This window comes from Cyanobium sp. Copco_Reservoir_LC18 (assembly GCF_009834675.1).
Classification (GTDB): Bacteria; Cyanobacteriota; Cyanobacteriia; order PCC-6307; family Cyanobiaceae; genus Cyanobium; species Cyanobium minutissimum.
Window position 1 is genome coordinate 11,175 of the sequence record NZ_ASAC01000017.1, and the last position, 18,653, is coordinate 29,827.

At 72.8% G+C, this 18,653-nt stretch carries 18 protein-coding genes; 7 read left to right on the forward strand and 11 right to left on the reverse strand.

Annotated elements, in window-relative coordinates:
• Positions 1 to 5: 5 nt before the first annotated feature.
• Positions 6 to 1,616 carry an alpha/beta hydrolase gene (locus L107_RS09775; RefSeq protein WP_159818364.1) on the reverse strand — a complete coding sequence of 537 codons (1,611 nt, stop codon included), beginning with the start codon at positions 1,614 to 1,616 and terminating at the stop codon, positions 6 to 8.
• On the opposite strand from L107_RS09775, the gene L107_RS09780 reads away from it, so the two are divergent.
• Complete coding sequence (locus tag L107_RS09780) at positions 1,604 to 2,827, forward strand: MFS transporter (RefSeq protein WP_370515480.1); 1,224 nt, start codon at positions 1,604 to 1,606, stop codon at positions 2,825 to 2,827. The two genes, L107_RS09775 and L107_RS09780, sit on opposite strands and share 13 nt — an antisense overlap.
• Here the strand turns inward: L107_RS09780 and L107_RS09785 are convergent.
• From L107_RS09785 to ychF, 6 genes are all read right to left on the reverse strand, one after another.
• Complete coding sequence (locus L107_RS09785) at positions 2,801 to 3,034, reverse strand: hypothetical protein (protein ID WP_015110772.1); 234 nt, start codon at positions 3,032 to 3,034, stop codon at positions 2,801 to 2,803. The genes L107_RS09780 and L107_RS09785 overlap by 27 nt on opposite strands.
• 34 nt (positions 3,035 to 3,068) lie before the next feature.
• On the reverse strand, positions 3,069 to 4,244 hold the full coding sequence (locus L107_RS09790; protein WP_159818368.1) for a lipocalin-like domain-containing protein: 1,176 nt from the start codon (positions 4,242 to 4,244) through the stop codon (positions 3,069 to 3,071).
• Positions 4,241 to 6,877, reverse strand: a complete 2,637-nt coding sequence (locus tag L107_RS09795) for an FtsX-like permease family protein (protein WP_159818370.1) — start codon at positions 6,875 to 6,877, stop codon at positions 4,241 to 4,243. Before L107_RS09795 ends, L107_RS09790 begins: the two co-directional genes overlap by 4 nt.
• Positions 6,874 to 7,617, reverse strand: coding sequence for an ABC transporter ATP-binding protein (locus tag L107_RS09800; RefSeq protein ID WP_159818372.1), 744 nt, complete (start codon positions 7,615 to 7,617; stop codon positions 6,874 to 6,876). Before L107_RS09800 ends, L107_RS09795 begins: the two co-directional genes overlap by 4 nt.
• A 62-nt stretch (positions 7,618 to 7,679) precedes the next feature.
• Positions 7,680 to 8,570, reverse strand: coding sequence for an NAD(P)-dependent oxidoreductase (locus L107_RS09805; protein ID WP_159818374.1), 891 nt, complete (start codon positions 8,568 to 8,570; stop codon positions 7,680 to 7,682).
• Between the two features lie 9 nt (positions 8,571 to 8,579).
• On the reverse strand, positions 8,580 to 9,671 hold the full coding sequence (ychF, locus tag L107_RS09810) for a redox-regulated ATPase YchF (RefSeq protein ID WP_159818376.1): 1,092 nt from the start codon (positions 9,669 to 9,671) through the stop codon (positions 8,580 to 8,582).
• A 223-nt stretch (positions 9,672 to 9,894) separates the two neighbouring features.
• Between ychF and L107_RS09815 the strand changes: the two genes are divergently transcribed.
• Positions 9,895 to 10,953 (forward strand): efflux RND transporter periplasmic adaptor subunit, encoded by a 1,059-nt coding sequence (locus L107_RS09815; protein WP_159818378.1) that lies wholly within the window; start codon positions 9,895 to 9,897, stop codon positions 10,951 to 10,953.
• Here L107_RS09815 and wecB read toward each other — a convergent pair.
• Complete coding sequence (gene wecB, locus L107_RS09820; RefSeq protein ID WP_159818380.1) at positions 10,950 to 12,068, reverse strand: non-hydrolyzing UDP-N-acetylglucosamine 2-epimerase; 1,119 nt, start codon at positions 12,066 to 12,068, stop codon at positions 10,950 to 10,952. The genes L107_RS09815 and wecB overlap by 4 nt on opposite strands.
• A 259-nt stretch (positions 12,069 to 12,327) precedes the next feature.
• Here wecB and L107_RS09825 point away from each other — a divergent pair, with 259 nt between their 5' ends.
• Positions 12,328 to 13,452, forward strand: a complete 1,125-nt coding sequence (locus tag L107_RS09825) for a type IV pilus twitching motility protein PilT (protein ID WP_159818382.1) — start codon at positions 12,328 to 12,330, stop codon at positions 13,450 to 13,452.
• 35 nt (positions 13,453 to 13,487) lie between these two features.
• Here the strand turns inward: L107_RS09825 and L107_RS09830 are convergent, their stop codons facing one another.
• Entirely contained in the window at positions 13,488 to 13,685 is a 198-nt protein-coding gene (locus L107_RS09830; RefSeq protein WP_159818384.1) for a high light inducible protein, read from the reverse strand.
• Between the two features lie 38 nt (positions 13,686 to 13,723).
• Positions 13,724 to 14,779, reverse strand: coding sequence for a tRNA (adenosine(37)-N6)-threonylcarbamoyltransferase complex transferase subunit TsaD (gene tsaD, locus L107_RS09835; protein WP_159818386.1), 1,056 nt, complete (start codon positions 14,777 to 14,779; stop codon positions 13,724 to 13,726).
• Between the two features lie 73 nt (positions 14,780 to 14,852).
• Between tsaD and L107_RS09840 the strand changes: the two genes are divergently transcribed.
• Positions 14,853 to 15,362: a Photosystem I reaction center subunit III gene (locus tag L107_RS09840; protein ID WP_106220442.1), complete on the forward strand. Its 510-nt coding sequence runs from the start codon at positions 14,853 to 14,855 to the stop codon at positions 15,360 to 15,362.
• Between the two features lie 12 nt (positions 15,363 to 15,374).
• Positions 15,375 to 15,488, forward strand: a complete 114-nt coding sequence (locus L107_RS09845) for a Photosystem I reaction center subunit IX (protein WP_106220441.1) — start codon at positions 15,375 to 15,377, stop codon at positions 15,486 to 15,488.
• 54 nt (positions 15,489 to 15,542) lie between these two features.
• On the opposite strand, the gene gmk is transcribed toward L107_RS09845, so the two are convergent.
• Positions 15,543 to 16,130: a guanylate kinase gene (gene gmk / locus L107_RS09850; RefSeq protein ID WP_159818388.1), complete on the reverse strand. Its 588-nt coding sequence runs from the start codon at positions 16,128 to 16,130 to the stop codon at positions 15,543 to 15,545.
• A 62-nt stretch (positions 16,131 to 16,192) separates the two neighbouring features.
• On the opposite strand from gmk, the gene L107_RS09855 reads away from it, so the two are divergent.
• Both L107_RS09855 and tatC read left to right on the forward strand, forming a co-directional pair.
• Positions 16,193 to 17,896 carry an NFACT family protein gene (locus L107_RS09855; RefSeq protein WP_159818390.1) on the forward strand — a complete coding sequence of 568 codons (1,704 nt, stop codon included), beginning with the start codon at positions 16,193 to 16,195 and terminating at the stop codon, positions 17,894 to 17,896.
• The gene (gene tatC / locus L107_RS09860) at positions 17,893 to 18,651 is read left to right on the forward strand and encodes a twin-arginine translocase subunit TatC (RefSeq protein ID WP_159818392.1); all 759 of its coding nucleotides are present in this window, start codon (positions 17,893 to 17,895) and stop codon (positions 18,649 to 18,651) included. Before L107_RS09855 ends, tatC begins: the two co-directional genes overlap by 4 nt.
• Positions 18,652 to 18,653: the final 2 nt, after the last annotated feature.

Below are 18,653 nucleotides of genomic sequence, written 5' to 3' on the forward strand. Positions count from 1 at the left end.
AAGCCTCAGGGCTGCAGGCCGGCCTTCCAGCGCCGGGCGGCGGCGGCGTCGAGCACATCAAGGGTCACCCCCTGCTGCACCCGCCGCTGGGCCGGCAGCAGCAGGGGCTGCTCCAGGGTCTGGAGGTATTCGGTGGTGAGGCGCAGCAGCGCCGACTGCACCCGGGCCGGGTCCACCCCCACCAGCTCGTCGTCGAGCCGGAAGAGCACCTCATCGGTGGGCATCAGCCGCACGGGGGAGAAGTGGCTGCCCCCCTCCACCATCACCAGCCGGCTGCGGGGATCGCTGCCCTGAAGAAACAGGCGCAGCTGCTCCTCCAGCGGCGGCGTCACCAGGTCGAGGCTGCCGCCGACCATCAGCACCGGCAGCCCCAGGGACGCCAGGCCCCGGCGGGGCCAGAGAAGGCTGCCGAAGCTGTTGAGCAGCACCAGCCCCCGCAGGTCGGCGGGGGGGGAGGGGCGCTTCGGCAACTCGGTGCTGGGCAGCTGGCACTGCAGCAGCCGGGAGGGGTTGGCGATCGGCAGGCGGTCGAGGGCCTTGCGACAGCGCTCGGCGAGGCCCGCTTCCGGCACCACCCCCGCCGCCAGCAGGGCGGAGAGGGCCCCCATCGAATGGCCCAGCAGCACCACCCCGTGGCCCCGCACCGGCAGCTCGCCCCGGCGCTGGGCCGCCAGCACCGCCTCGACGTCGGCCAGCCGGATGGCCAGGGTCTCGGCGCCCGGCGGCGGCCGCTGGCCGTCGAGGGCGGCCTTGAGGGCAGGGCCGTCACTGCCGGGGTGCTGCACCACCACCACCGGCCAGCCCCGTTCGGCCAGCTCGCTGGCCAGCCAGCCGAACTGGTCGGCATTGCCCCCCAGGCCGGGCATCATCAGCAGCCAGGGCCGCTGCGGGGCCGGGCTTCCACGGCCGGTGGCCGCCGCCGGCGAGGGTGGTGCCGGCCACACCTCCAGCGGCAGGGGCTGCTGGCGGTGGCCCACCGCCAGCCCCAGCCGCCGGGGCCTCAGGGGGGTGCGATCGGTGAAGGCCAGGGGGACGGTGCGCCGCTCCGGCAGGGCCAGGGCCTGGAGGCGCCGCAGCGCCTGCCGCTGCAGGTCGATCTGCTGGCGCCACTGGACGGCCAGCTCGTACAGACCATCGAGCTGGAGGCTCAGCCGCTGCACCGGCAGGGCCCGCAGCAGGCCGATGGTGGAGACGTCCTGGCGCGACTCCAGCAGCCGGCGCAGGGTCGTCTGCAGCACCGCCGTGGTGCTGCGGCCGTCGGCCGTGGTCAAGAGATCGCCGAGGCGGGCCATCATCTGGCTGCCGGCCCAGCTGTCGAGCAGCTGCTCGCCGAAGCTGGTGTCCCGCAGCAGGGGGGCGCGCAGCAGGATCTTCAGATCCTGGCGGCTGCGGGGGTCAAGCAGATCCAGCCAGACCGCCAGGTCCCCGCCGCCGGACCGGCCGGCCGGGCTGCGGGTCCAGCCATCCAGCTGCTCGAGGTTCACCGGCAGCTCCAGGCCATCGAAGCGCAGCTCCAGCACCTCCGCCGCGGCAACGGGCCCGGCCGGGGCCGGCCCGGCGATCAGCAGACTGGCCAGCAGACCCTTGAACAGGCGAAGGCGGAGTGGAACAGGCACAGGGGAGGGCCAGGGCGCGGTCCTGGTTCACCCAGTTTCCAGCAGCCCTGCGCCATGTCGCCCTGATCCGCCTGATCGCGATGCTCGGGGCGGGCGGCGTGCTCTATCTGACGCCGATGGTGTTCCACCAGGCCCAGTTCAGCGCCGGCCGCGTCACCGAAGGGCTGGCCCTGGCCGCCCTGGCGGGCACCCTGGGCCGGATCCTCAGCGGACTCCTGCTGGATCGGGGCCTGAACTGCGCCGTTCCGGTGCTGCTGGCGGCCCTGCTGGCCATCGCCGGTGACGCCCGGCTGATGGGCGCCGGCTCCTTCGGCGGCTACCTGCAGGGGCAGGTGCTGCTGGGCATGGCGGTGGGCTTCTACTGGCCCGCGATCGAGCTGGCGGTGCCGCTCTGCTGCGCGCCGGTGCCCTCGGGCCGGGCCTTCGCCCTGATGCGCAGCGCCGATGCCCTGGGCATCGCCACCGGGGCCCTGCTGGGGGCGGTGCTCGCCTGGCGGGGATGGCTGCGCGGCATCTACGCCGTGGACATCGGCTGCATGCTGGTGCTGCTGCTGCTGCTGTCGCGCCGGCAGCTGCCGGATCCGAGGCCCAGGGAGCGGCTGGCCCACCCCAGCCCCTGGGGCCCCTGGCTGCCCGGCCTGCTGCCGCTGCTGGCGGTGGCCGTGCTGGCCACGGCGATGCCGGCCCTGATGCAGAGCGCCCTGCCCCTGGAGCTGGTGCGGGGCAGCCTGCAGCGGCGCGCCCTGCCGGTGAGCCTCGGTGCCCTCACCATCGGCCTGCAGCTGGCCCTGCTGCTGGTGCTCCAGTGGCCGGTGGGGCAGGCCCTCGCCCGCCGGCCGGTGGCGGCGGGCCTCAATGTCAGCCTGGTCAGCTTCGCGGCCGGCAACCTGCTGCTGGCGGGGTCCGCCTACAGCGAACGGGGGCTGGGGTTGCTGCTGCTCGCCCAGCTGCCGCTGGCCCTCGGGATGGCCTGCTTCCTGCCCACCGCCACCGAAGCGGTGGTGGAACGCAGCCCGATCGAGCACCAGGGCCTGGCCCTGGCGCTGCTGTCCCAGTGCTTCGCCATCAGCGGCTTCGCCGCGCCCCTGCTCGCCGGCCGGCTGCTGGATGGCCAGGGCCATGGGGCCGGACTCTGGTTGCTGATGGCCCTGGCCTGCCTGGGGGGGCTGCTGCTGGTGCGGGGCCTAGGCCCCCGCCGGACGCTCCCCTGACGCGGCGGCCTGCCGCTCCACCCAGGCCTCATGGGGCAGGGGCTCGGTGCCGTACTCCCAGTCGTCGTAGTCAGGGTCGTTGCGGATGCGGCGGTGGATCTCCTTCTGGACCTCGAAGTTATGGGGATGCTCGGCGGCCGTGCCGGCGGCGTCGCCAGATTCCGCCGAAGGGGGGGACGGGGTCCCGGGATGGTCCGCTGCTGCCATGGCCCTTCGCTCCTGCTGGGGCCATCCTCGCCGATCACCCACCCCGCAGGCCATCGAGGCGGTCGACGTAACCGGTGAGCTCGCCGTAGCCGCGGCCCCGCAGCGGCCGCTCGCCCCGGTGGCCCTGGTAGCGCAACGCCCCCTCCCAGTAGGTGGCGGAGGCCGTGGTCAGCTCCTGATCGGCCATCTGCGGCGTGATCGCCAGCTCCAGGTCCAGCCGTGGAATGGTGAGGGTCCAGGCGGCGGGGTAGGTGGCACCGCTGTGGGGGCTGCGCCAGGTGCGCTTCACCATGAGGGTGTAGTCGTCGGCGCCGAGCTCCACCGCCCCGTCACCGGCGATCCAGCGGCCGCCGCTGAAGGGCTCCTTGCCGCCGTCCTCCCGGCGCAGGCCGTACAGCATCAGGGCGGAGCCGTCCTCGAACTGGGCGGAGAACCAGTCCCAGCCGACGGTGCCGGGGCTGAGGACGCTGGTGGAGAACTCATGGTCCTTCCAGCTGACCCCGCGGACCGTGTAGGTGCGACCCGCCACCGTGATGGTGCCCTCTGTGGGCTGCTGCACCAGGGAGTAGTAGTGCGAGGCGTTGCCCGGCTCGGGCCCCTTGCGGCTCAGACCGTCCTGGCCCTGGAGCACCGGGGGCCGGCTCTGGCGGAGGCTCAGGTCGATGGCCATGGCGTCGGTGCCGGCCTGCAGCCGCACCCGGTCGGGGCCCTCGGTGCTGATGCGCCAGTCGTCGAGCCAGACGGCATAGGGGTCGGCCTCGGCGCCGGCCAGCCCCAGGGCGCCGCGGGCGAAGCGCTCCTCCTGGAGGAAGGAACCGGCGGCGATGTCGCTGACGGTGAAATGGGCGGAGAAGATCTGGGGGGTGCGCCACGGGGAACCGGCGCTCGCCCCAGCCGATTCAGCGGCGGAGGGAGCGGCTGGGGCCAGGGCCTGGCGGAAGAACGTCAGCTGGTAGCCGAAGGGGCGTCCGTCGTCGTCCTCCAGGTTGCCCGTGTAGTACCACCACTCCGTCCGGTACTCGGGATGGGGGCCGAAGTCGGCGGGGAACTGCCAGTCCCGCGGGCTGAAGGCCCGCACGAATCCTTCCGGCTCCGGCGCCTCCCCCCAGCGGATGCCGCTGCCGGCCCCGGCCGGGGCCGCTCCGGCCAGGTTCAGCAGCAGCACGGCCACCAGGGCCAGCAGGGAGCGCAGGGGATGGGGGTGCTTCATTCCTGCCGCAGGGCCTCGCTGATGTTCATGCGGCCGAGGCGCAGGGCCGGGTAGAGGCCCGCCAGCAGCGCCGCCCCCACCGCCACCAGCAGGGACTGGAGGAAGAAGCGGGGCTCCAGGGCGATCTGCAGGGTCCAGCCGAAGGAGCGCACGTTGATCACATGCACCAGGACCCAGGCCAGGCCGTAGCCCAGCGGCATCGAGCAGGTGCCGGCCAGCAGGCCCATCAGGCCGGTCTGGAGCAGGGTGAGGCGCCCCAGCTGGTGGGGCGTCATGCCGCCGGCCCGCAGCACGGCGAACTCCCGGCCCCGCTCCAGCTGCAGGCTCATCAGGGTGCTGAGGATGCCGATGAAGGCCACCAGCACCGTGAGCAGCTGCAGGGCTCCGGTGATGGCGAAGGTGCGATCGAAGATCTCCAGCGATCCCTGCCGCAGGGCGCCGTTGGTCTGCACCAGCAGACTCTGGCGGCTGCGGAACCCCTCCCGCAGCTCGGCGGCCACCGCCTCGGGCTCCACCCCCGGGGCGAGGAACAGGCCCAGGGAGGCGACGTTGTCGTCGTGCCAGAGCTCCGCCACCTGGGAGCGGTCCATCAGCACGCTGCCGCGGTCGGAGGAATAGTCGTAGAAGACGGCGACCACCGGGAAGCTCCGCTCACCGTCAGGGGTTTCGAGCCTGACCTGCTCGGGGATGGCACCCTGGCCATCGCGCAGGTAGACGGCCTCGGAAAGGATCACCCCCTCGCGGGCCGCCAGGGCGGCGAAGGGATCCTCAACGCCCGGGCGGACCCAGGCATAGGGGCGCCGGCCCGCGGAGACGTCGCCACCGGCGGCGATCAGGGTGATGTCCCGGTTCTGGTCGACCAGGTGCACGTCGAAGCTGTTGAAGGTGACCAGGGCCCGCAGGTCGGGGCGCGCGGCGACGGCCCGGACGATGGCGGGATCCACCTTGCCCAGCACCCGGTTGGCCGTGGTGCTGGGCGGAGAGACGAACAGGTCGGCCTGGAGGGTCTGGTCGAGCCAGGTGACCACCGTCCCCCGGAAGGAGCCGATCATGATCGAGAGCCCCACGATCACCGACACCGCCACCATCAGGGCCGCCACGGCCACCGCGGTGCGGCTGAGGGAGCGCAGGATGTCGCGGGGGGCGAGGCGGGCCACCACCCCCAGGCCGCGGGAAGCCCAGCCCAGGGACTCCATCGCGGCCACCAGCACCGGCGGCATCAGCAGGGCGGCCCCCATCAGCAGGGCGAACAGGCCGGCGAAGGCGGGCACCAGGCCGCGGCTGTCCCAGCGCAGCAGCAGCACCCCCAGGCCGCCGCTGAGGAGGGCCGCCGGCAGGAACCAGGGCAGCAGCCGCTGCCAGGCGGCCTCGAGGCTGGAGCGCTGCAGGGTCATCTGGGGCGGCGTGGCCATCGCCTCCCAGGCGGGCAGGGCCGAGGCCAGCAGGGCCGAAGCCACCCCCACGACCATGCCCTTGGCCAGGGTGAACCCCGACAGGCTGATCTGCCGCACCGAGACCACGAAGTAGAAGTCGTTGATCGTCTGGGTGATCAGGCCGACCACGGTGCGCCCCAGCACCACCCCCAGCGCCAGGCCCAGCAGGGACCCCACCAGGCTGAACAGGGCCGCCTCCCCCAGGATCAGGGTGAACAGCTGGCCCCGGGTCACCCCCAGGCAGCGCAGCACCCCGAACAGGCTGCGGCGCTGCACGACGCTGAACGTGACCGTGTTGTAGATGAGAAAGATGCCCACCACCATGGCCAGCAGGCTCATGGCGGTGAGGTTGAGCTCGAAGGCGGCCGTCATCTGCTGCACGGCGTTGCCGCGGGCCGCCGCCGACTCCAGCTTCAGCCCCGCCGGCAGCCAGGCACGGATGGCCTGCTCCTCGGCAGCGTCCTCGAGGATCAGATCGATGTGGCCCAGCGCCGGGGCCGCGGCGGCGCCGGCGGGGGCCAGCAGGTCCTGGGCGGTGGCGATGTCGACCAGCAGCAGGGACTCCAGCCCCCGGCGCTCGAGGGCCGAATCACTGCTGACGCTGCCCACCAGCCGCAGGGCCGACGTCCGCCCGGCCAGATCCAGGTGCAGGGTGCCGGAGGCGTCAGGGGCGCCGGGGTGGAGGCCGAAGCGCTCGGCGGTGTCGGCGGCGATCACCGCCGTGCCGGGCTCGGTGAGGAAGGGCACGAAACCTCTGCCGCCGGGTTCCCCGCCGCCGCCTTGACCATCGCCGTCGCCGCCCAGCAGGCCGCGGAAGGGCGCCTCGCTGAACAGATCCACCCCCACCAGCCGCAGCAGTTCACCGTCCAGCTCCTCGGCCCGGCCGTAGGCCTCGATCACCGGTGCGGCGGGAATCTCCGGGAAGCGGCGGCGCAGCGCCACGAAGGTGGCGTCGGGGACGCCCCCGGGCCCGATCGCCACCAGACGATGGGTGGTGCGGCCGGTGATGGCGTCGGTGGAGAGGGTGAAGGCCCGCTGGGCCGAGCCGCTGGCCAGATCGATCGACACCAGCATCGCCACCCCCAGGGCGATGCCCAGGATGCAGAGCAGGTACTGGAGCGGGCGGAGCCGCCAGCGCCGGGCCGCCAGGCGCCACAGGGGCCCGTTGCGGACCACGGGCGATGCCTCCCCCTGGCTCATGCCGGCACCGCAGCCGCGGGGGCGGACGCCTCCAGCAGATGGCCCTCCTGCACGCGCAGCACCCGGTCGGCCCGGGCGGCGATGGCCCCGTTGTGGGTGGCCATGATCAGGGTGCGGCCCTGCTGGCGGGTGAGGTCGATCAGCAGCTCCAGCACCTGCTCGCCGGTGTGTTCGTCGAGGTTGCCGGTGGGCTCGTCGGCCAGGATCAGCAGGGGCCGGTGCAGCAGGGCGCGGGCGATGGCCACCCGCTGCTGCTGGCCGCCGGAGAGGCGATCGGGCCTGGTGGAGGCCCGGTCGGCCAGCCCCACCCGGCCGAGCAGATCACGGGCGTCGGCCTCCAGGGCGGGCCGGGGCCGGCCCGCCAGCTCACCGGGCAGGGTGACGTTCTCCAGCACCGAGAGGGTGGGGATGAGATTGAAGAACTGGAAGATGAAGCCGATGTGGTCGCGGCGGAACAGGGTGCGGTTGCGCTCGTCGAGGGCCGTGAGCTCCACCGCACCGATGGCCACGCTGCCGGAGGAGGGGGTGTCGATGCCGCCGATCAGGTGCAGCAGGGTGCTCTTGCCGCTTCCGCTCTGGCCCAGCAGGACGACGAACTGGCCGGGGGCGATGGTCAGGTCGACGGCCTGCAGCACCGTCCGCTCGCTCTCCCCCTCCTGGAAGCGCTTGCTGAGCCCCCGCAGTTCGATCGCGGAGGCCGGGGACGCGGCGAGGGGCTCAGCAAGGGGCGCAGCAAGCATTCAGCCAACGGCCTGGCGGCCACCACCACAGGAGCCGGACCAAGGTAGGGAGGCAGCGCCGCTCACCGGGAGCCGACGCTGAACCAGCGGGCCAGGGCCGACACGTCCTCGTCGCCGTGACCTGCCGCGATCAGGTCGTCCTCCATCGCCGCCACCAGGTCGGCCACCGGCAGCTCCAGCCCCCCCGCGGCGGCGGCCTCCAGGGCGATCGCCAGATCCTTGCGATGCAGCCGCAGCCGGAACCCGAGCGGGAATTCCCCCCGCAGCATGGCGCCGCCACGGTGCTCGAGGGCCCAGGAGCCGGCGGCCCCACCCACCAGCGCCTGCCGCACCTCCTCCATCGGCAGGCCGAGCCGCTGCCCGAGGGCCAGGGCCTCGGCCACCGCCGCGTAGCTGCCCGCGACCAGCACCTGGTTGACGGCCTTCGCCGCCTGGCCCGCCCCCACCGGACCGATCGCCGTGATCGTCCGGCCCACGGCCTCCAGCACCGGCCGGGCCCGCTCCAGGTCGGCGGCCGCTCCCCCCACCAGCACCGCGAGGGTGCCGGCCCGGGCCCCCTCGGTGCCGCCGGTGACCGGCGCATCCAGGTAGGCCACGCCGCGCCCGGCCAGGGCGGCGGCCATGGCCCGGGAGGTGGCGGGGGCGATGGTGGAGAAATCGACCACCAGGGCGCCGGGGGCCAGGCCCGCCACGGCGGCGACGGCACCGTCGCCGCCCTCCCCCAGCAGCACCGCGGCCACCGCCGCATCGTCGCTCAGGCAGAGGGCCAGCACATCGGCGCCCCGGGCGGCCGCCGCTGGGGTGGCCGCCCGGGTGGCTCCGGCGGCGGCCAGGGGCAGCTCCCGGTCACGGCGGCGGTTGTGGACCGTGAGCGCAAGGCCCCGTGCCAGCAGGTTGGCGGCCATCGGCGCGCCCAGGGCCCCCAGGCCGATGAAACCGACGGACAGGGACACCCGGAAGCCTCAGACGTTGAAGAGGAACTCCATCACATCCCCTTCGGCCACCACATACTCCTTGCCCTCGCTGCGCAGCCAGCCCCGGTTGCGGGCCTCGGCCAGGGTGCCGGCCTCCAGCAGCTGGGCGTAGGCGATGGTCTGGGCCCGGATGAAGCCCCGCTCGAAATCGGTGTGGATCACCCCGGCCGCCTGGGGGGCGGTCATGCCGGCGGTGATCGTCCAGGCCCGGGTCTCCTTCTCGCCGGTGGTGAAGTAGGTGCGCAGGCCCAGCAGGCGGTAGGTGGCGCGGATCAGGCTCTGCAGCCCGCCCTCGCTCACCCCCAGCCCGGCCAGGTAGTCGGCGCGCTCCTCGGCGGCCAGATCCACCAGCTCGGCCTCCACCTGGGCGGAGATGCGCACCGCTTCGGCGCCCTCCCGGGCGGCCAGGGCCTCGACGGCGGCCACCCAGGCATTGCCCTCCGCCAGGTCGTCCTCGCTGACGTTGGTGGCGTAGATGATCGGCTTGCCGGTCAGCAGGCCCAGGTTGCGGACCAGGGCCTGCTCCTCCTCGGTCAGGGTGACCCGCCGCACGGCGCCGCCCTGCTCCAGCTCCGCCTGGAGCCGGCCCAGGGCCGCGTCCTCGGTGGCGGCCTCCTTGCTGGTGCGCATCTGTTTCCTGAGCCGCTCGCGCCGCTTCTCGATCTGGGCCAGATCCGCCAGCCCCAGCTCCAGGTTGATCACCTCGGCGTCCCGCACCGGGTCGACGCTGCCGGAGACGTGGATCACGTCGTCGTCCTCGAAACACCGCACCACGTGGACGATGGCATCGACCTCGCGGATGTTGGCCAGGAACTTGTTGCCGAGCCCCTCCCCCTGGCTCGCCCCCTGCACCAGCCCGGCGATGTCCACGAATTCCACCCGGGTCGGCACGATCTCCTTGGAACTGGAGAGATCGGAGAGCTTCTGCAGGCGCTCGTCGGGAACCGCCACCACCCCCACGTTGGGCTCGATGGTGCAGAAGGGGAAATTGGCCGCCTGGGCCTGGGCGTTGGCCACCAGGGCGTTGAAGAGGGTCGACTTGCCCACGTTGGGCAGCCCGACGATTCCGGCTTTGAGCATGGGGGAAATGTAGGGGGCGCCCGGACGGGGCCCTTCGGTCACCCGCCATCCACAACCCTCGCGCAGACAGGCGAAACTGTCCTCAGCGATTCGCCGGCCCATTCCCGCCATCACCCCCCTGCCGCCGGCCCCCGCCCCCACCCGGGACGCGCCACCGCCCCTGTCCGGCCCGCCGAAGGGCCGGCGCCGCGGCCGCCGCCGCCGCCTCTGGATCGGCCTGGCGGTGGGCCTGGCCCTGCTCGCCACCGCCGGGCTCTGGCAGCGGCAGCGCCAGCAGGCGGGCCGCGACCTGGCCCCCTTCACCGTGGTGGCCCGCGAGGGATCCCTGCCCGGGGTGATCACCGCCAGCGGCGAGCTGGATGCCGTCAAGCGGGTGAATGTCAGTCCCAAGCGGCAGGGGGTGCTGCTGGAGCTGCTGGTCGACGAGGGCGACAGCGTGCGCCGGGGCCAGCCCCTGGCCCTGATGGATGACGGTGACCTGCGCGACCGGCTGATGGAACTGCAGGCCAACGTGCAATCGGCGGAGTCGGAACAGCGCCGCAGCGACAGCGAGCTGCGCCGCAACGAACCCCTCTTCCGCCAGGGGGCGATCAGCCTCGACACCATGAACCGCTTCCGCTCGGAAGCGGAGGTGCGGCGGCTGGCCACCGCCGCCGCCCGCCAGCGGCTCCGGCAGCGCATGGTGGAGAAGGAAGAACTGATCGTGCGGGCCCCCTTCGACGGGGTGATCAGCCAGCGCTACGCCGAACCGGGCGCCTTCGTCACCCCCACCACCACCGCGTCGGCCACCGCCGGCGCCACCAGCTCCTCGATCGTGGAGCTCTCCGAAGGGCTGGAGGTGGTCGCCAAGGTGCCCGAGAGCGACATCGGCCGTCTGCGGGTGGGCCTGCCCGCCAGCGTGCGCGTCGATGCCTTCCCCGACCGTCGCTTCCAGGCCACGGTGCGCCAGATCGCCCCGAGGGCGGTGAAGACCAACAACGTCACCTCCTTCGAGGTGAAGCTCCAGCTCACCGATCCGGCCCCGGAACTGCGCATCGGCATGACCGCCGACATCGACTTCCAGACCGGCACCCTTCAGGCCCGGACCGTGGTGCCCACCGTCGCCATCGTCACGGAGGACGGCCGGCCGGGGGTGCTGCTGGTCGGCAAGGGCCAGGAGCCCACCTTCCAGCCCGTGGAGCTCGGGGCCAGCAGCGGCAAGGACACCCAGATCCTCTCGGGCCTGGAGAGCGGCACCCGGGTGTTCATCGACCTGCCCCCCTGGGCCAGGAAGCGCCCCTAGGTGGCGAGACCCAGGTAGCGGCGTGCCGCCTCCACGATCCGGCCGCTGGCCGCCCCGTCACCGAAGGGATTGTGGGCCTGGGCCATGGCCTCGTAGGCCTGCGGGTCCTCCAGGAGCCGGCTGGCCTCGCTGAGGATCGCCTCGCTGTCGGTGCCGATCAGCCTGGCCGTGCCTGCTGTCACCGCTTCGGGTCGTTCGGTGGTGCGGCGCAGCACCAGCACGGGCTTGCCCAGGGCCGGGGCCTCCTCCTGCAGGCCGCCGGAATCGGTGAGCAGCAGCGTGCAGCCGCGCATCGCCGCCACCAGGCGGTCGTAGTCGAGCGGCTCGATCAGGAAGGCGCGGGGATGGGAGCCGAGCAGGGCCTGCAGGGGCTCCCGCACCGTGGGGTTGCGGTGCAGCGGCAGCAGCAGGGCGGTGTCGGGGAATCGGTCGAGCAGGGCCAGGAAGCCGCGGCCGATGTCCTGGAGGCGCTCGCCCCAGTTCTCGCGGCGGTGCACGGTGGCCAGCAGCACCCGCTGCTTCTGCCAGTCGAGGCCGGGCAGGTCCCAGTCGGGGGCCGTGCTGGCCATCAGCAGCAGGGCATCAATGACCGTGTTGCCGGTGGTGAGGATCTCCCCCACCACCCCCGAGGCCCTCAGGTTCGCCGCCGACTGCGCGGTGGGGGCGAAGTGGAGGCGGGCCAGCTGGGAGATCAGGCGCCGGTTGGCCTCTTCAGGGAAGGGGTCGAGCAGGTCGTCGGTGCGCAGGCCGGCCTCCACATGGCCGACGGGGATCTGTTCGTAGAAGGCGGCCAGGGCGCTGGCGAAGGCGGTGGTGGTGTCGCCCTGCACGAGCACGAGGTCGGGGCGGTGCGCCTCGAACTCCTGCTTCAGTCCCTGCAGGGCCGCGCAGGTGACGTGGGTGAGGGTCTGCTTCGGGGCCATCAGGGCCAGGTCATGGTCGGCGGTGAGGCCGAACAGCTGCATCACCTGGGTGACCATCTCGCGGTGCTGTCCGGTGAGGACGACGCGGGTGCGGAAGTCCGGCGACCGCTGGAAGGCCAGGATCACCGGAGCCAGCTTGATGGCCTCGGGACGTGTGCCCAGAACGATGCTGACCAGGGGCTGTGGGGACACGGGCCGACGCGGGTCGGAGGATCCTAGGCAGCCCGGGTTCGGCGCTTCCCCCGCCAGGCGGGGCACCGCCCGCCGCCGTGTCCACAGATCGAAATCCGCCCCTAGGATCCGGTCCGGAGTGACACAGCCTTCGGCGCAATCGCCCAAGCTTCAGCAGGATCCCCCCAAAGCGGATTCGCTCATCGGATTCCACCAGCGGGATCGCCCCGCGCTCCCGCCGCGTTCCTTGATGTCCCACCCGCCACCGCCACCGCCCCCCGTGGGTGTTCAGCCCAGGCCCTCCCTTTTCGCCGAGGCGATGCCGATGTCGGCGGAGGCTGGATCCCCGCCGACCCTGGAGCAGATCGTTCGGGTGGCCTTCGAGCGCAACTTCTCCGACATCCACCTCGGCGTCGGGGAGGAGCCCCGGTTCCGCAGCCGCGGCGACATGATCCTGGCCGGGCTGGGCGTGACCGACGGCAACACCTTCCGCGACTGGCTGCGGGAGATTCTGGAGCCGGCCCAGATCGATCGTTTCTTCCAGCAGAAGGAATACGACGGTTCCTACGCCTTCGGATTCGTGCGGGTGAGGATCAACCTGCTTGAATCCCTTCAGGGTCCGGCGATGGTCCTGCGGTTGATCCCCCAGGCCATTCCCACCATCGACGAGCTCAATCTGCCGCCGGTGCTCAAGGATCTGGCCCAGCGTCCCAAGGGCATGCTGCTGGTCACCGGCCCGACGGGATCAGGCAAGAGCACCACCCTGGCGGCGGTGATCGACCACATCAACCGCACGATGAAGCGCCACATCCTCACCATCGAGGATCCGGTCGAATTCGTGCATCAGAGCCGTCAGTCCCTGATCCGCCAGCGGGAACTGGGCAGCCACACCCGCCACTTCAAGACGGCCCTCCGTGCCGCCCTGCGTGAGGATCCCGACGTGATTCTGGTGGGGGAGATCCGTGACCAGGACACCCTCACCACCGCGATCGAAGCCTCCCAGACCGGTCACCTGCTGCTGGGCACCCTGCACACCAACTCGGCCGTGCGCTCGGTCGAGCGGATGCTGGGCATGTATCCCCCCGACGAACAGGAGATCGTCCGGCGATCGGTGGCCGATTCGCTGCTGGGGGTGATCTCCCAGGGTCTGATCAAGACGGTGGATGGAAAGAGAGCCTCGTTCCACGACGTCTTCATCAACACCGATGCCTGCAAGGACTACATCCTGCGGGCCAATCTCGATGAGATCGAGGCGATCATGGCCCGCAGCGGCTTCGACGGCATGATCACCTCCAACCAATACCTGGCGAATCTGGTGTCTTCCGGCAGGGTCCATCCCGAAGAGGCCCTGGCCGCCAGCCTCAGACCCGGCGAACTGGCCCAGACGCTGCGGGGTCGAACCTGAGTGAGGCCCGGGGAAAGGTGGGTCCGCCCCGGGACTCAGCCTCCGGCCAGCCGCACCAGCAGCAGCACTCCCAATCCGACGGAAAGCCCGAGCATGGCCAGACGGCCGTTCCAGATCTCGGCCTGGGGGGTGAACCCCCGCCGCCAGGCGTTGAGCTCCTGCTGGGACACGGGTTCCGCGTCGCTGAGGGAGGATTCAACCTGCTCGAGGGGCAGGGGATTCGCGGGGGCCATCGGGCCAGACCTAGGGCGACCCCCTCACCATAGGGGCATCAAAAGGGGGGCTGTGGCGCATAGAGCCCACCGGCCAGCTCCAGGGGGAGCCGGGGCGCCACCCCCAGGCTGATCCCGCTCTGCCCCCCGGCCTCGAGCCGTTCGATCGCCGCCAGGCCCACCATGGCGGCGTTGTCGGTGCAGTAAGCCAGGGGCGCGACGCGCCAGGAGAGGCCGCGGGCGGCGGTGGCCTCCGCCATCAGGCGGCGCAGGCGGCGGTTGGCGGCCACGCCCCCCACCAGCACCACCGTCGCCAGGCCCGCGTCGACAGCGCAGCGGCAGCTGCGCTCCACCAGCACCTCGGCCACCCCCTGCTCGAAGCTCGCCGCCAGGTCGGCCACCGGCAGGGGAGCCCCCTCGGCGGCAAGCCGCTGCACCTGGCGCAGCACCGCCGTCTTGAGGCCGCTGAAGCTGAAGTCGTAGGGGTGGAAGCCTCCCTCGGGACGGGAGACCCTCCCCTTGGGAAAGCGGAAACGGCCGGGGTCGCCGCCGGCCGCCGCCGCCTCGATCGCCGGTCCGCCCGGGTAGCCCAGCCCGAGCAGCCGGGCCACCTTGTCGAAGCATTCACCGGCCGCGTCGTCGCGGCTGCGGCCCAGGCGGGTGTAGGCACCGGGGCCATCGACGCGGATCAGCTCGGTGTGGCCGCCACTGACCAGCAGCACCAGGTACGGACCCTCCGGCAGGGGATCGCCCAGGTGCACCGAGCAGAGATGCCCCTCCAGGTGGTGCACCCCCAGGAAGGGCTTGCCATGCAACCGGGCCAGGGTGCGGGCCGTGACCGACCCCACCAGCAGGGCCCCGGCCAGGCCGGGGGCGACCGTGGCGGCGACGGCATCGAGGTCGGCCATGGCCACGCCGCTCTCCTCCAGCACCCGGGCGATCAGGGCCGGCAGCGCCTCCACGTGACGGCGCGAGGCGATCTCCGGCACCACTCCGCCCCAGCGGGCGTGCTCCTCCATCTGGGAGGCCACGGCCCCCGCCAGCACCCGCCGACCGGCCACGATCGCCGCCGCCGACTCGTCACAACTTGTTTCGAGGGCCAGAACCGTGCGCATGCTCCCGGAAGAGCTCCCCTACTGTCCGCACGAGCCATCCTGCCCCGCGGCAGTTCCCCCGCGGCCCCTCTCCATGCGCCGTCTTCTCTCCAGTCGTTCCTTCGCCATCCGGGCCTTCGCCCTGGTGGCGTCCGTGTTCCTGCTGTTCGGCTTCGCCCCCTCGGCCCGGGCCGACATCGGCGGACTCACCCCCTGCAGCGAGACCCCCCGCTTCCAGCAGCGCGCCGCCGCTGCCAGCACGGATCAGGCCAAGGCCCGTTTCGCGTACTACGGCCAGGCCCTCTGCGGCACCGATGGCCTGCCCCACCTGATCACCGACGGCCGCTGGAGCCACGCCGGTGACTTCACCATCCCCGGCCTGCTGTTCCTCTACATCGCCGGCACGATCGGCTGGGCCGGTCGCGGCTACCTGATCGCCGTCCGTGGCAGCAAGGACGCCACCATGCGCGAGATCCAGATCGATCTGCCCCTGGCCTTCAAGACCACCCTGGCAGCGGCCGTCTGGCCCCTGGCGGCCCTCAAGGAGTTCACCAGCGGAGCTCTGGTGGAATCCGACTCCAAAGTCACCGTTTCCCCCCGCTGATACGCAAGAGCCATGAAGAAATTCCTCTCCACCGCTCCCGTCGTGGCCGCCGTCTGGTTCACCCTGACGGCCGGCATCACGATCGAGATCTTCCGCTTCTTCCCGGATCTGATCATCCACCCCTGAAGACCGGATCCGGTCGGATGATTCCCGCCAGCGGCCCTTGAACGGGCCGCTTTTTCATGGCTGTCGTCCGTCGGCGTCGGCCAGCTCCAGCAGCCGCTCCAGCTCCTGCAGGGCCATGTCGAGGTCGGCGTTCACCAGCACGGCATCGAATTCCGCTTCGGCGGTGAGTTCCTCGCGGGCCCGCGCCAGCCGCCGCTGGATGGCCTCCTCGCTGTCAGTCCCACGGCCGCGGATGCGGCGCTCCAGCTCCTCGAAGCTGGGCGGCTTGATCAGCACCTGGAAGGCCGCGGGGAAGGTGCGACGCACCTGGCGGGCCCCTTCCAGCTCGATCTCCAGCAGCACCGGCCGCCCCAGGGCCAGCTGGGCCTCCACAGGGGCCCGGGGGGTGCCGTAGAGGTGGCCCGCGAAGGCGGCCCACTCCAGGAAGCCCCCGGCGGCGACCCGGGCCTCGAAGTCGGGACGCGTCAGGAAGACGTAGTGCTGGCCGTCGCTCTCCCCGGGCCGGGGCGAACGGGTGGTGGCCGACACCGACAGCCACAGGGCGGGGTGCCGCTGCAGCAGCCGGGCCACCAGGGTCCCCTTGCCCACCCCGCTGGGGCCGGTGATCACCGTGAGCCGGCCGCTGGAGGGGGGGGAGTCCATGGATCGCTGGCGCTGGGGCGCACAGTAGGGGTGGACCGCATCGGGAGGCGACAGAGGAGGCGATGGCCCCAACCCCGTCCATCCAGGCCATGGATGTGACCAGCCTGCGCGCTGTACTGGCCGAGATGCGCCGCGGCCTGCTGCCCAGCCGTTTCGAGAAGGCCCAGCAGCCCGACGCCCACCGCCTGCAGCTGGGCCTGCGCAGCCTGCGGGGCACCCTCTGGCTGGAGCTCAGCTGGCTGGCGGAGGCGCCGCGCCTGCTGGTGGTGGAACCGCCCCTGAAGCAGGGGGAAGGCAGCACCCTGGCCCAGCAGCTGCAGCACGGCCTGCGGGGTCTGGCCCTGGTGAGCCTGGAGCAGCAGGGCTGGGAGCGGGTGGTGGCCCTGGGCTTCGCCCCCAGACCCGGCGAACCGGTCCGGAGGCAGCTGGTGCTGGAGCTGATGGGGCGCCACAGCAACCTGTTCCTGCTCGACGAAGAGCAGCGGGTGATCGCCCTGGCCCGCCAGGTGCGCCAGGACCGGTCGCGGCTGCGGCCGATCGGCACCGGCGACTCCTACCAGCCGCCACCGCCCATGGCCGGTGAGCCGCCCCGGCTGGCGGAGGATGGCGCCGCATGGCGGCGGCGCCTGGGCCTGCTGCCCCAGACGGTCGGCGAGGCCCTGATGGGCGCCTACCAGGGGGTCGGCCCGGCCCTGGCGCGCCAGCTGGCGCAGGACGCGCTGGCCCGGCCGGTGCAGGACCTGGAGGAGGAGGCCTGGCAGGGGCTCTGGCAACGCTGGCGACTCTGGCTGGAGACGGTGGCCGAGGAGCGTTTCCAGCTGGGCTGGGGCGGCCCCAGCGACTACCGCTGCTGGGACCCCGAAGGGTCGCCGGCCGCCGCCGACGACTGGGCGATCAACCGGGGGCTGGCGGGCTACTACGCCGATCGCCTCGGGCACCGGGAGCTGGAGCGGCGGCGGGCGAGCCTGCGGCAGCGGCTGCAGAACGCCGCGGCCCGGGAGCGCCGCAACGCCGACCAGCAGCAGAGCCTGCTGGCGGCCGTGCCCGGCGGCGAGGCGATGCAGCGCCGGGCGGACGGCCTGCTCAGCCTGCCGTCGCCGTCGCGGGAGGAGATCGACGAAGCGCAGCGGCTGTACCGCCGGGCCCGCAAGCTGCGCCGTTCCGTCGCCGCGATCACCCCGCGGCTGGAGCTCCATCAGCAGCGGCTGGCCGCCATCGAAGCCAGCCTCACCTTCCTGGAACAGGCGGAGAACGGGGCCCAGCTCACCGCCGTGGAGGAGGACCTGCCCGTCCTGCTGCCCGCCCGGGACGGCCAGGGGCCGGGGCCGTCCCGGCGGGTGCGGCGGGGGGCGGCCGGCGGCGCGCCGGCCCCGCTGGAGCTGCGCAGCAGCGGCGGCCTCCGGCTGCAGGTGGGTCGCAACCACCGCCAGAACGAATGGATCAGCCTGCAGCAGGCCCGGCGCGGCGACCTCTGGTTCCATGCCCAGGAGTGTCCGGGCAGCCACGTGGTGCTCAAGGGCTCGGAGGGCACCCCCGGCGAGGCGGACCTGCGGGAGGCGGCCGACCTGGCGGCCCACTTCAGCCGCGGCAGGGCCAACGGGCGGGTGCCGGTGGTGATGGTGCCGACCACGGATCTGCAGCGCATCGCCGGAGCCGGCCCCGGCACGGTGCGCCATCGCGGGGGCGAGGTGCTGTGGGCGGTGCCCGAGCGGGCCGCTGGTCTCCTGGCCGCCCCCCCTAGGCTGCCGGGAACGGAACAGCCATGAGCGACCCCATCCCCGAGGACACCTTCCCCGGCGAGGTGCACATGAGCCTGGTGGAGCACCTCGAGGAGCTCCGCCGGCGCGTGCTCCGCAGCCTGCTGGCGGTGGTGGTCGGCGCCGCCGCCTGCCTGCTGGCGGTGCGGCCCCTGGTGCGGCTGCTGGAGGTGCCGGCGGAGGGGATCCGCTTCCTGCAGCTGGCCCCGGGCGAATTCCTGTTCGTCTCGCTGAAGGTGGCCGGCTATGCGGGGCTCACCCTGGCCCTGCCCTACGTGATCTTCGAGGTCCTGGCCTTCGTGCTGCCGGGGCTGACGCGGCGGGAGCGGCGGCTGGTGGCGCCCGCCGTCGCCGGCTCCACGGTGCTGTTCGCCGCCGGTCTGGCCTTCGCCTGGTGGGCCCTGGTGCCCGCGGCCCTGCGCTTCCTGGTGTCCTACGGGGCCGACGTGGTGGAGCCGATCTGGTCGATCGAGCGCTACCTCGACTTCGTGCTGCTGCTGATGGTGGCCACGGCCCTGGCCTTCCAGCTGCCGGTGCTGCAGCTGCTGCTGGGTGCCCTGGGGCTGATCGACTGGCGCACCATGCTGGGCGCCTGGCGCTGGGTGGTGCTGGTGGCGGCCCTGGCCGGGGCGGTGCTGACCCCCTCCACCGACCCGATCACGATGCTGCTGCTCACCGGCGCGATCACGGCGCTCTATCTGCTCGGGGTGGCCCTGGTGGCCCTGGCCGAGGGGCTGCGGCCCTCCCCGTCGCCCTCCACCTGAAC